The following is a 13,271-nucleotide window of genomic DNA, read 5'->3' on the forward strand; positions in this document are numbered from 1 at the left end:
GGTTGCGCTTCATTCCCTGGTCCTCTCAATGGGCCAGAGCTTACTTCAAAATGGATTATTTCAACGGGGCAAGGTCAACCAACAGGCCTTGTCAGTGTCGGGTAACTGGCTCGAAACCGAACCCGATGTCTGCAAACGTCAACCCGATAACGTCTTCATCGTAGTGGGAGCGCAAGTAGAGCGAGTGTCCAAACGACATTCGAGTGATGACCGTATCAGCGTTCGTGCAGTAGCGATCCAAAGTCGGATTGCTGATCAACCTGTCTTCACACGCGTTCGCCGCTTCAAAAGCAGAGGCAAACTTGCCCCATGGCGTGACGAAATAGCCGGTGAATCGCGGGTGGTTTTCGCCCTGCTTGGCTTCCGACATCCTCATTTTCGTTTCGTCGCTCAGTGGCGCGCGATCATCGCCGGTTTTTGGCGCGCGACGGTTGTTCGCTTGGGTATCCCATGAGGCCCACCGAAGGTTTCCGGGCTCGTAAGCGCGTGAATTGTCGATGCGATCAATTGAATAATCCGGATGCGGGCGAAAGCCGACATGGCGCGCGAACGATTCGAAATCAGGGAACGCATCGCATGTGATGCCGCGACCGCCGTAGTTTTCGTATGACGGATGATCCGGGTTATTGCAGCGGGCCTTCATGTTTGCGTAAGCGGTATAAAGCGAACGCTTCCGGGCGTCCTTGGACTGACTGAACTTGTGATAGGTGCGTCCTTGCTCGTGAAGCTCGTCAAAGATGTCGTTCACTTCATCAATGAGGCCTTGTTGCAGTTCTTCGACATAGTTCGACCTTGCGACCGTATCGGCAAGGCCTTTTGCGACCGTCTCGAATGCCCTCACGGTCTTGTCGAGCTTGGCAACTGAAGTGGCGATGGAAAAGTAGTTGGTATTAGCGTGCATTAAAAAATCTCCTTTAGAACAATCGAGACTCCTTTCTGATGTCTCGCTAATATTTAGTGTTTTGGAGATTTCTGAATTGGCTAAATCACGCTTATAATTGAAGAAAATGCACTTTCTCTGAAAATATTTCGCGAAAATCACCCGGAAAATACATAGCGGTAAAAGGAGATACCGCCATGATTGAATTTGTTGTGCTTGATGCTGAAGACCCCGACGCCACGTTGCTTGAATTCGTGCGCGTATTGGTCAGCTACGACCTGAAGGGCTGCTATTACGACGCCGAACCACGCCGGTTCACGCCCGATGAAGTCGAAGGCCTTTGGAAGAAGGCTGTTCGCATGAAGGACGATGCAGGCAACGCCGTGCATGTCGCGCCGATGGGCATGTCAGAGAAGGTCAAAGAAGAACCGGATTGCGTGCCCGGGTTCATCAAAGGATGGTTCGGGCACCCGTTGAGCGAGCTTGTGCGTTTGCAGATCGCTCGAAAATCAATGTAGAGCGCTATGCGCCGTATATGAGAGTTGCTACTTTGCGTCGATCTACAACCACGGCAGCAACTCAATGAAATTCGATCTCAAAACCTTGAACTGGCTGATCGCCGCGTCCCTCGCCACAGCAGCTTATCTAGCGTGGTTGATCGGCGTTTTTGGATGGTCCCGGCTGGCGAACTTTTTCACCACCGAGACCGATCTGAACGAAGTCGGGGATTTTCTGGCTGGCGTCTTTGCTCCGCTCGCGGTCATTTGGCTTGTCGCTGCCGTCCTCACTCAGAGGCAGGAATTGGGAGAGACGCGCGACCAGTTTACGAAGAACCAAGAGGTGGTTGATGAGCAACTAAAAACGATCAAAATCCAAAACGATCTGCTCACACAACAACAGACTCAAGCGGTTGAGAGCGCGCAGAAGGCGTATAGGCTGAATCTGTTCGATAAACGTTTCGCGGTCTATCAAAGGTTTGTGACCTTCGGCGAAGCTTACAGAGGAAAGTACGAGGTCAGCGGCGCGTATTGGGAGATGGTAAGTCTGGCGTACGAAGCCGCCTTCGTGTTCGGAAGAGAAGTTGAAGATTGGTTCAGCACCATCGCCGATCACATTCATGACTATCAGCAATACGTGGACGAAAATCCCATTCAGATTGCTCACGACGGTTCCGGGAATTATCTCCGCATCGATAATGACCACAACGCAAGAATTGACAAACAACGTGAGCAATACACGGATTGGCTTGACGAACAGTTCATGCCCGACCGGCGCACGACCGCCCTTTGGGAGTTCATGCATGTTAGCGACCAGCCCTAGAGTACATTTCAAGGGCGGACGGCAACCAAGTTAAAACCAGCCGTTTCAAAACATGTTTTGAAATCAAATTCCAGACGCCGACTCATCAAATTGCTAAATCAGTCTTCAAATTTCCCCAATTTTCGAATTTGACGAACGCTGGTTTCTCAGGCATTGTCGGGCCTATCGAACCCCGTTCTTATCAATTCTGGTGATGCATCGCGGATAATTTTGATCGGAGACGCGGGAGAGACCAACCGTGCCGGCATGGCACAAATTTATGATTTCCCGATCCCCGCGGAAATGAGATGTTAAGCGAATACGCATATCTATTCGTGGAACTTGGGGGCAGACCGTCCCGGCGATCCATCGTTCCATGCACAAGGGGAACGGGAACCGGACGGCAAAGAGCAGGACACATCCATGCGGACTGAGAACGGCCAGATCATCCACCTGGCGGACTATCGCCAGACTGACTTTGTTCTCGAGCGCGTCGATCTGACCTTCGAACTGGACCCGACGGAGACCAAGGTCGAGGCCCGCCTGATCTTCCATCGCCGCGACGGCGTCGATCCCGCCGCGCCGCTCGTTCTCGACGGCGACGAGCTGACGATGACCAGCCTGCTCTTCGACCAGATGGAACTGGACACTGCCCGCTACGACGCCACGCCCGACAGCCTGATCATCCGCGACCTGCCGGCAGGCGAGCCCTTCGAGATCACCATCACCACGATGATCAATCCCGAGGCCAACACCCAGTTGATGGGCCTCTACCGCACGAACGGCGTCTACTGCACCCAGTGCGAGGCGGAAGGTTTTCGGCGCATCACCTATTTCCCGGACCGGCCGGACGTGCTGGCCGTCTACACGGTCAACATCATCGCCGACAAGGCGAGCTGCCCGCTGTTGCTGTCCAACGGCAATTTCCTCGGCGGCGCCGGCTATGGCGAAGGCAAACATTTTGCCGCCTGGTTCGATCCGCACCCGAAGCCGTCCTACCTCTTCGCGCTCGTCGCCGGTGACCTCGGCGTGGTGGAGGACACGTTCACGACGATGTCCGGCCGCGAGGTCACGCTGAAGATCTATGTCGAGCACGGCAAGGAGCCGCGTGCGGCCTATGCGATGGACGCGCTGAAGCGCTCCATGAAATGGGACGAAGAGGTGTTCGGCCGCGAATACGATCTCGACATCTTCATGATCGTCGCCGTCTCCGACTTCAACATGGGCGCCATGGAGAACAAGGGGCTCAACGTCTTCAACGACAAATACGTGCTCGCCGACCCGGAAATCGCGACCGACCAGGACTACGCGAATATCGAGGCGATCATCGCGCATGAATACTTCCACAACTGGACCGGCAACCGCGTCACCTGCCGCGACTGGTTCCAGCTCTGCCTCAAGGAAGGCCTGACGGTCTATCGCGACCACGAATTTTCCGCCGACCAGCGTTCGCGCGCCGTCAAGCGCATCGCGGAAGTGCGGCACCTGAAGTCGGAGCAGTTTCCGGAGGATGCAGGCCCCCTCGCCCATCCGGTGCGTCCGACGAAATACCGCGAAATCAACAACTTCTACACGACGACGGTCTACGAAAAAGGCTCCGAGGTGACGCGCATGATCGCGACCATCGTCGGCCGCGACGGTTTCAAGAAGGGTATGGACCTCTATTTCGAGCGGCACGATGGTGACGCCGCGACGATCGAGGATTTCGTAAAGTGCTTCGAAGAGGCGAACGGCGTCGATCTTAGCCAGTTCTCGCTCTGGTACCATCAGGCCGGTACGCCGCTCGTCAGCGTTTCGTCGAGCTATGACCAGGCGAAGGGCGAATTCACGCTGTCGCTCGAGCAGATGATCCCGCCGACGCCGGGCCAGAGCGCGAAGGAGCCGATGCACATCCCGTTGCGCTTCGGCCTGATCTCCGCCGACGGTTCCGAAGCCACGCCGAGCGCCGTCAGCGGTGCGGACGTGACCGGCGACGTGCTCCATCTCAAGGAGCGCCGCCAGACCGTCACCTTCTCCGGCATCGCCTCGCGCCCGGTCGTTTCGCTCAACCGCAGTTTTTCGGCGCCGATCAACCTGCATTTCGAGCAGGCGCCCGCCGACCTCGCCCATATCGCCCGCTACGATGCCGACCTCTTCGCGCGCTGGCAGGCGCTCAACGATCTGGCGCTGCCGAACCTCGTCGCGGCAGCACGCAGCGCACGGGCCGGCGAGCCGGTCGAGACGAATGCGGTTCTTGCCGATACGCTGATTGCAATCGCCGGCGATGAGACGCTGGAGCCTGCCTTCCGGGCGCAGGCGCTCGCCCTGCCTTCCGAATCCGACATTGCCCGCGAACTCGGCAGCAACAACGATCCCGACGCCATCCGCGCCGGACGCGAAGACGTGCTCGCCTTTGTGTCGAAGCGTGATCCTGCCGTCTTTGCCACGCTTTTTGAACGCCACCAGCTGCAGTGCGCTTTCACACCGGATGCCGCCGGTGCCGGCCATCGCGCGCTGCGCAATGCGGCGCTTGCCTATCTCGCTGTCGCCGACGGCACGCCGGCCCGCGCCGCGGAAGCCTTTGCGGCCGCCGACAACATGACGGATCTGAGTGCTGCACTGACCGTGCTCGCGCACCGCTTCCCGGATGCCGCCGAGACCGCAAGCGCGCTGGAAACCTTCCGCGCCCGCTTTGCCGACAATGCGCTGGTCATCGACAAGTGGTTCTCGATCCAGTCGACCATTCCGGGCGACGGCGCGCTCGCACGCGTCAAGGCGCTGATGACCAGCCCGCACTTCAACAAGTCGAACCCGAACCGCGTGCGCGCCCTCGTCGGCACCTATGCCTTCTCCAACCCGACCGGCTTCAACCGCGCGGACGGCGAAGGCTATCGCTTCCTTGCCGACCAGATTATCGAGATCGACCCGAAGAACCCGCAGCTCGCCGCCCGCATCCTCACCTCCATGCGCTCCTGGCGGGCGCTTGAGGACGTGCGCTCCGATCACGCGCGCAATGCGTTGCGGACGATTGCAGCGGGTGAAAAACTCTCCTCCGACGTCTCGGATATTGTCGAGCGTATGCTAAAGGGCTGATATCCCGAAAATTTAATGATTCCGGGCGCTTCGGCGCCCGTTTTCGTTTTGGCATACAAATTCGCACCGACGAGATATGGTTAAGAAAGTTTTACCTTTTCCTCTGGACAAGCCGAATCACAATTGATTCATTAGGGCAGATTCGGGCGAGCGGCGCGCCGAATCACGAGAGGCTTACAAGGTTTGAAGATTATGGCGGACGCGCAACGAGGACGCGCAGCCGGCGGGTGGACTCGTCTCAAATTTCCGGGAATGGCGGCCTGGGGACAAGAGGCGACGGGACAGGCGAAGATTTTCGCCGGGCCTGCCGCGCGGCATTTGACACGGGCCGAACCCGTGCTCAAGCGATCGATACCGATCCTGATCATCGCCTTCTTGTTCGTGGTAGCCATCTCGCGGATGGTCGGCATCATGGCCGAGCACGACCGGATGGACACGAGCGTCAAGGACACGACCTCGCTGACGGCCATGGCCGTCGGCGCCGTCTTCTCCGGCACCATGGCGGAAAGCCTCGCCAAGTCCGACCGCATGGCGGTCGAGGCGGCACTGTCGCTCAACCTGCCACAGGACCGCCTGCAGCCGGGTGGGCTGGTGCTGTTCGTCGAGGAAAAGGGGCACGTCTTCGGCGCCTCGCTGGCGGCAGCGCGCTATGTCGGCCAGTCCCTTGCGCGCTTCTCGCCGGAACTTGCGGCGACACAATATTTCGGTGAACCGGCGGGCGTCTTCCGCACCCGCATCGGCGGGCAGGACTATTATGCCTCCCTCGTGCAGATGCCGAAGAAGGGTGGCTTCGTCATCGTCGCCAATCCGCTCGGCCAGATTGCCATGTTCTGGCGCGACGAGGTCGCGTTGAATGTGACGCTGTTTGCCGGCATCTCGGCGATCCTGCTGGTTATTCTCTATGCCTATTACATCCAGGCGAAGCGGGCGCGTGATGCGGACGCGATCTTCGCGGAATCGAACCTGCGCGTGGAAACGGCGCTGGCCCGCGGTCGTTGCGGCCTCTGGGACTTCGATCTCTCGAGCCGCCGGCTGTTCTGGTCGCGCTCCATGTATGAAATGCTCGGCATGCCGCCGCGCGACAGCGTGCTGTCCTTCGGCGATGCCGCGCGCCTGATGCATCCCGATGACGACGGCATCTATCAGGTTGCCCGCGCGGTTGCCCGCGGCGAAGCCAAGCAGGTGGAACAGGTCTTCCGCATGCGTCATGCCGACGGGCACTATGTGTGGCTGCGCGCCCGTGCGCAGGTCATCCGCATGGCCTCCGGCCGCATGCACATCATCGGCATCGCGATGGACGTGACGGAACAGCACCGGCTTGCCCAGCGCTACCAGGAGGCCGACCAGCGCCTTGCGGACGCCATCGAGTGCACCTCCGAGGCCTTCGTGCTGTGGGACAAGAACGACCGTCTCGTGATGTGCAACGCGCACTACCAGCAGGCCTACGGTCTTCCCGACGACGTGCTCGTGCCCGGCACCGATCGCGCGACGGTGCATGCCGCGGCGGCCCGCCCGGTCATCGAGCGGCGCATCGCGGATGCCGACGGTGCGGGCATGTCGCAGACCAGCGAGGTCCAGCTTGCCGACGAGCGCTGGCTGCAGATCAACGAGCGGCGCACCCGCGACGGCGGCCTCGTCTCGGTCGGCACCGACATTACCATGATGAAGCGCCACCAGGTGCGCCTGCGCGAATCCGAACGCCGCCTGATGGCGACCATCGGCGACCTTTCGGCCTCGCGCGCCAAGCTGGAGCGGCAAAAGGCGGAGCTTTCCGTCGCCATTGCCAACTACCAGGCCGAAAAGGACCGCGCCGAAGCGGCAAACCGTGCCAAATCGGAGTTCCTCGCCAACATGTCGCATGAGCTGCGCACGCCGCTCAATGCCATCCTCGGCTTCTCCGAGATCCTGCAGAACCAGATGTTCGGCCCGATCGGCTCGGACAAGTATCGCGAATATTCCTGCGACATCCATGAAAGCGGCAAACACCTGCTCAACGTGATCAGCGACATCCTCGACATGTCGAAGATCGAGGCCGGCCATATGCGCATCAGCTGCGAGACCGTCGATCTGGCGCCGCTGATCGAGGAAACATTGCGCCTCACCATGCTGCAAGCGGAGAAGAAGCACATCCGGGTGCAGCAAATCTGCCCGCAGCACCTGTTCACCGTCGCGGACCGCCGCGCCATGAAGCAGATCCTGCTGAACCTCTTGTCGAATGCCATGAAGTTCACCAATGCCGGCGGCAGGGTGGAGGTGCGGGCGCGCAAGATCGATGGCGCCGTCACGCTGACGATCGCCGATACCGGTATCGGCATTCCGAAATCGGCGCTGCAGAAGATCGGCCAGCCCTTCGAGCAGGTGCAGAGCCAATATGCCAAGAGCAAGGGCGGCTCCGGCCTCGGGCTCGCCATCTCCCGCTCGCTGGCACACCTTCATGGCGGCGCGATGCGCATTCGCTCCGTCGAAGGCAAGGGCACGATCATCTCCGTGCGGATCCCCGACCGGGAGCGGCTTGCCGCACTGCATCTGGCGGCGGCGTAACGGATTTTTCGCGATGCGAAGCCGGGGACAGTCGTCCTCGGCTTTTTGCATTCACGCAAGACTTTGAGGGGCGGCGTTCGCGGAATGGCGTATGCGCTACCGCCAGGGCCGGGATGTCAGCCACATTTCCCCGGTGTCTCCCGTGATGATGAGATCCGCCACGTGGTCAAGGCCCGGCTGTTTCGGGACAGCCGACAGATCCGCGATCATCGCATCGACAGCGCCTTCCTCGAGGAGGTGCGCGACGTCGGCCTGTTCAGCCGCCTTGTCATGCAGCACCAATACGGTTCTCGTCACGGCCTTGGGATCGCTTGTGTCGCACAGGAACGGGATGATGGACTCGTGATGGCGCATGGGCAGGGTGAAGATATGCGCGCCCTGAATCCGGAGCACCTCGACGCAGTCAAAACGGTTGCCCGACCCGAGAATGCAGAAAACTGCAAGATTGCGCGGCGGTTCCGACGTCACGACCTCTGTCGCGACACGCAGGTCGGCCGACAGTTGCTCGGACGCCTGCGCCTCGTCCATCAGCCGTTGATAGGACGTGTAGGGCAGTTCATTCTTGTTGTCGTGCAGGACGACCACCGGGCTGAACGCCAGGACGCGAACCGGCTTTTCTGTCGCGCGGGCGAGCAGCATTGCATGGTAGAGCGCGCCATGCCCTCCCTTGCTGCCCCCGATCGCGATGACCTGGTCATAATCAGAGACCAGATTTAACAGGTGCGCAGATAAAATCTCGGCATCTCGCGTGAAGTATGTATCCGCAGTGTCTGCAATACTCAGGACATCTGCCGAGAATTTTATCGATTTGAAATGGTGATGGGGCGAGTGAGAGAATAGAATGATCAGTACGTTTTTATGATTTCGCCGGAACTCTATATCATAGCAGCTCAGAACGTGTCTTTCTGCGCCTTCTCGGTTCATTAGAATCATTAAAAACTAACCTCTAAACGAACTGTCTTGCTGCCTTCGTATAAAGCCTGTTCTTGAAGTGCAAGAGGCCCAACGCCAGGGAATTTGACGCTTTCAGGCAGCACGACGGCCTCAGGGGCACAAGACACCACGCCGATCACGGCTTTGCGACGAGGGCCTGGAATATCTTGCGCACCGCCTTGGATCGCTGTTTGAGGTCTGCCTCCAAAGTGCGGAGATCGGGGCTGTCACCCGCCCGGCAGACGAGGTCGATGAGCCCGGCCGGCGCCTCCTTCGGGTCGAAGCTGCCATCGACGCAGAGGCGCACGATCTGCGAAATCTCCGTATAGAGCACCAGCGCGCTTTGCACGGCGTCGAGGTCGTTCGGATCCATCATCGCCCCGCCGAGCACGGCGAGCGCCTCCCCTGTCGGCATCGCCCGCTCCGGCTGCGGCACACCGCGCGCCGGGGCCAGCAGCGCGAGGAACTGCGCGATGAATTCGATGTCGATCAGCCCACCCGGGATGAGCTTCAGGTCCCAGACATCCTTCGGCGGCTTTTCCTGGTCGATCAGGCTGCGCATCTCCGCGACATCCTTGGCGATCTTCGCCGGCTCACGCTTTCGACCCAGCACCGCGCGAAAAATGTCGTCTGCCTCCTTCATGAGGCTCTCGTCGCCGCACAGCACGCGGGCACGCGTCAAGGCCATGTGCTCCCAGGTCCAGGCCTCTTCCGTCTGATACTTGGCAAACGACGTGATGCGCGTCGCGACCGGCCCCTTGTTGCCGGAGGGGCGCAGGCGCATGTCCACCTCGTAGAGCACGCCTTCCGCCGTCGGCGCCGAGAGCGCGGCGATCAGGCGCTGGGTGATGCGGGTAAAGTATTTCATGTTGTCGAGCGGCTTGGGACCGTCCGATTCAAAGGCGTCGCTGTCGTGGTCGTAGAGCAGGATCAGGTCGATGTCCGAGCCAGCGGTCAGCTCGAAGCTGCCGAGCTTGCCCATCCCGACCAGCACCACGCGCCCGCCCGGGAATTTTCCATGCGCGGTCTCGATTTCCTCCTGCACGGCCTTGAGTGCCGCGGCGACGATGAGGTCGGCGACATGCGTCAAAGCGCGCGCGGCCTGCCTGCCGGTGATCGCACCGGTCAGCAGGCGAATGCCGATGAGAAAGCGCTGTTCGGCGGCGATGATGCGCAGGCGGTCGAGGATTTCCTCATAGTGCCGGGCACCGGAGACGAAGCCCTCGATGCGTTCGGAGAGATAGGCGCGCGTCGGCAGTTCGGCGAGCAGGCCGGGATCCAGCATGCCGTCGAAGACATGGGGTTTTGCCGCAATCACCTCGGCGAGGCGCGGCGCCGACGACATGATGTTGACGATGAGGGAAAGCAGCGCCGGATTGTTGCCGAGCAGCGAGAAGAGCTGGATGCCCGCCGGCAGGCCGGAAATGAAGCTGTCGAAGCGCAGCAGCGCCTCGTCCGCCCGCTTGCTCTCGCCGAAGACGCGCAGCAATTGCGGCGTCAGCTCCGTCAGCCGCTCGCGTGCTTCGACGGATTGCGTGGCGCGGTAGCGACCATAGTGCCAGGTGCGGATCGTCCGGGAAATGTCGGCGGGACGCTCGAAACCGAGGCGCTTCAGCGTTTCCAGCGTGTCCGGATCGTCCTTCTGGCCGGTGAAGACGAGATTTCCGGTCTCGGAGGAGAGCTTCGCCTCCTGCTCGAAGAGCGCGGCATAACGGCGCTCGACGGTCTTCAGCACGGAAACGAGTTTTGTAGAAAAACCGGCCGTATCCTCGAAGCCCATCATGAAGGCGATGCGCTTCAGCTCGGCCTCGGTTTCCGGCAACAAATGGGTCTGTTCGTCACGCACCATCTGGATGCGGTGCTCGACGTCGCGCAGGAACCAGTAGGCCTCGGTCAGCTCCCTGGCCGTGCCCTTGTCGATCCAGTTCGCCTTTGCAAGTTCCTGCAGCATCGGCTCGGTGGCGCGCAGGCGCAGCGCCGGCACGCGGCCGCCGGCGATGAGCTGCTGCGTCTGCACGAAGAACTCGATCTCGCGGATGCCGCCGCGACCGAGCTTGACGTTGTGCCCCTTGACCGCGATCTCGCCGTGCCCCTTGTGCACATGGATCTGGCGCTTGATCGAATGAATGTCGGCAATCGCCGCATAGTCGAGATATTTGCGGAAGACGAAGGGCGTCAGGCCCTTAAGGAACGCCGCACCGGCCGTGAGATCACCGGCAATCGGCTTGGCCTTGATGAAGGCGGCGCGCTCCCAGTTCTGCCCGCGGCTCTCGTAATAAAGCATGGCCGAATCAAAGGAGATAGCAAGCGGCGTGGCGCCCGGATCGGGCCGCAGGCGCAGATCCGTGCGGAAGACGTAGCCGTCCGCCGTGCGCTCCTGCATGATGCGGATCAGCCGGCGCACGAGGCGGGAAAACGTCTCGACCGCTTCCATTGGATCGACCGCGATATCCGCCATCGGGTCGAAGAAGACGACGAGATCGATGTCGGAGGAATAGTTGAGTTCGGCCGCGCCAAGCTTGCCCATGCCGAGCACGATCAGGCCCGACTTTTCGCTGGGATGCTTAGGGTCCGGCAGTTTCAGCTTGCCGCTTTCATGCGCCGACAGCAGCAGATAGTCGAAAGCGGCCGAGGTCGCCGCCTCGGCGAGATCCGTGAGAAGTGCGGTGGTTTTCCGTGCATCAAACATGCGGGCAAGGTCGGCGAGCGCGGTGAGGAAGGCGACCTCGCGCTTGGCGACGCGCAGACGGGTCATCAGTACAGCCTCCGTCACCTCGCCGCCCTCCGTTTTCCAGGCGTTGCGGACACGGGCGATCGCGTCCTCGATCATCGGCAGGATCGGCGCTTCGAGCGCGCGGGCAAGCAGGCCGGGGTCGATGCGCGCGGTATCGCGCAGATAGGGCGAGAGCGAAAACGCCGCGACGAGGAAATCCTTGAGGGGTTCGTTCCCGCCGAGCAGCTTGGCAATGGCGGGATAATCCTTGCCCCAGTCCTTGAGGTCGGACAGGACCGACTTGACTTCCGTCTGGCTCAGGGGCCGGATCGGAGAGGTCGAAAGATCGGAAAACCGCGTCGTTTCCGTCACGCTCATGATGCCTCCTCGCCTTTTTGATGACGAGGTGTATCAGTCCGGAAGGACGGGGAAAACCATTCTGACCGTCAGCCCCCGATTGTTTTCCCGCTCGGGATGCGTCGCATCCAGTTCCAGCCGGCCGTGATGCATTTCCATGACGGCGCCGACGAGCGACAGGCCAAGCCCCGTGCCGGGCTTGGAGCGGCTGGCATCGAGCCGCACGAAACGTTTGACGACCTCGTCGTGCTTGTCATCGGGCACGCCGGCCCCACTATCGGCAACCGACAGGACGACATCGCCATCCCGGCGCACGAGCGACACGCGGATCTCCGGATCATCGCTGCCTTCGGCATATTTGATCGCATTGTCGATGAGGTTGCCGAGCGCCTGGCCGACGAGTTCGCGGTTGCCGTTGATTTCGACCCCATCGGCGATCTCCGTCACGAGCTTCAGGCCGCAATCCTCGGCAACCGGTTCATAGAGTTCGGCGCCATCATGGGCGATGCCGCTGATATCGATCGCGCTCATCTCCGCCGGCGCCTGGCCGGCTTCGACGCGGGAGATCATCAGAAGCGCATTGAACGTGCGGATAAGCTGGTCGGATTCGCCGATCATCTCCTCCAGCGCGGTGCGGTAATCAGCCTTTTCATTGCCGGCAAGGGCTGCTTCCGCCTTGTTGCGCAGACGCGTCAGCGGTGTCTTCAGGTCGTGCGCAATGTTATCGGAAACCTGCTTCAGGCCCTCGTTCAGCTTTTCGATGCGCCCGAGCATCGTGTTCAGCGATTCCGAAAGCCGGTCGAACTCGTCACCCGAGCCGCTCGTCGGCAGGCGCTGCGAGAGATCGCCGGCCATGATGCGCTGGCTGGCGTCGGACATGCGATCCATGCGCTTCAAGGCATTGCGGCCGATCAGATACCATATGGCGAGCGCGCCGATGCCCATGACGCCGAGCGCCACCATCAGCGCCTGGCGCACCAGCTTGCGAAAGTTCTCCGGCTCGCCGAGATCGCGCCCGACCAGCACGCGCAGGCCATTGGACAGCACCGTCACTTGCGCATAGGCCATCGGGCGGTTGTTGCCGCGCGTTTCCTCCTGGTAGCGCTGGTAGCGGAACGGGGTCTCCGTCCAGCCTTCATTGTCCATCACGCCGGGCTGGATCGAGGCGACGTTGCCGGCCAGCACTTCGCCGGTCGGGCTTGCGATGATGTAGAGATTGGCGCCCGGTTGACGGGCACGCCGCTCCAGCGTGCGCAGCAAGCCGTTCATGCCGTTGTTGTCGAAAACGCGCTCGATCTGCTCGGTTTCCTGCGCCACTGCCTCGCGCATCTGCTGCTGCAGCAGACCCTCCGACATGGAGGAAACGTAGAAGACGAGAAAGGCCGCGCAGACGGCGAAGAGCAGGAGGTAAATTGCGGAGAGGCGTACCGCCGTGGTGCGGTAGAGGGCAGTCAGCCGGCCGAGCAGTCGCTGCAT

8 protein-coding genes are annotated in these 13,271 nt (G+C 60.9%); 4 read left to right on the forward strand and 4 right to left on the reverse strand.

Features of this window, described 5'->3' with window-relative positions; genetic code table 11:
- Nucleotides 1-91 precede the first annotated feature (91 nt).
- Nucleotides 92-901, reverse strand: coding sequence for an NUMOD3 domain-containing DNA-binding protein (locus AC1RT2_RS06330; RefSeq protein ID WP_493100415.1), 810 nt, complete (start codon nt 899-901; stop codon nt 92-94).
- A 176-nt stretch (nt 902-1,077) separates the two neighbouring features.
- Between AC1RT2_RS06330 and AC1RT2_RS06335 the strand changes: the two genes are divergently transcribed.
- From AC1RT2_RS06335 to AC1RT2_RS06350, 4 genes are all read left to right on the forward strand, one after another.
- Entirely contained in the window at nt 1,078-1,398 is a 321-nt protein-coding gene (locus AC1RT2_RS06335; protein ID WP_493100417.1) for a hypothetical protein, read from the forward strand.
- Between the two features lie 64 nt (nt 1,399-1,462).
- Nucleotides 1,463-2,200: a hypothetical protein gene (locus AC1RT2_RS06340; RefSeq protein WP_493100419.1), complete on the forward strand. Its 738-nt coding sequence runs from the start codon at nt 1,463-1,465 to the stop codon at nt 2,198-2,200.
- Between the two features lie 402 nt (nt 2,201-2,602).
- Nucleotides 2,603-5,251, forward strand: a complete 2,649-nt coding sequence (gene pepN / locus AC1RT2_RS06345) for an aminopeptidase N (protein ID WP_493100421.1) — start codon at nt 2,603-2,605, stop codon at nt 5,249-5,251.
- A 192-nt stretch (nt 5,252-5,443) separates the two neighbouring features.
- On the forward strand, nt 5,444-7,792 hold the full coding sequence (locus tag AC1RT2_RS06350; RefSeq protein WP_493100423.1) for a PAS domain-containing sensor histidine kinase: 2,349 nt from the start codon (nt 5,444-5,446) through the stop codon (nt 7,790-7,792).
- 96 nt (nt 7,793-7,888) lie between these two features.
- Here AC1RT2_RS06350 and AC1RT2_RS06355 read toward each other — a convergent pair whose 3' ends face one another.
- From AC1RT2_RS06355 to AC1RT2_RS06365, 3 genes are all read right to left on the reverse strand, one after another.
- A complete protein-coding gene (locus AC1RT2_RS06355; protein ID WP_493100425.1) occupies nt 7,889-8,725 on the reverse strand; it encodes a hypothetical protein in 837 nt (278 codons plus the stop codon).
- Nucleotides 8,726-8,861: 136 nt separating this feature from the next.
- On the reverse strand, nt 8,862-11,816 hold the full coding sequence (locus AC1RT2_RS06360; protein WP_493100427.1) for a bifunctional [glutamine synthetase] adenylyltransferase/[glutamine synthetase]-adenylyl-L-tyrosine phosphorylase: 2,955 nt from the start codon (nt 11,814-11,816) through the stop codon (nt 8,862-8,864).
- A 33-nt stretch (nt 11,817-11,849) separates the two neighbouring features.
- Nucleotides 11,850-13,271, reverse strand: a complete 1,422-nt coding sequence (locus AC1RT2_RS06365; protein WP_493100429.1) for an ATP-binding protein — start codon at nt 13,269-13,271, stop codon at nt 11,850-11,852.

It is taken from the genome of Shinella sp. GW821-FHT11G07 (assembly GCF_058808115.1).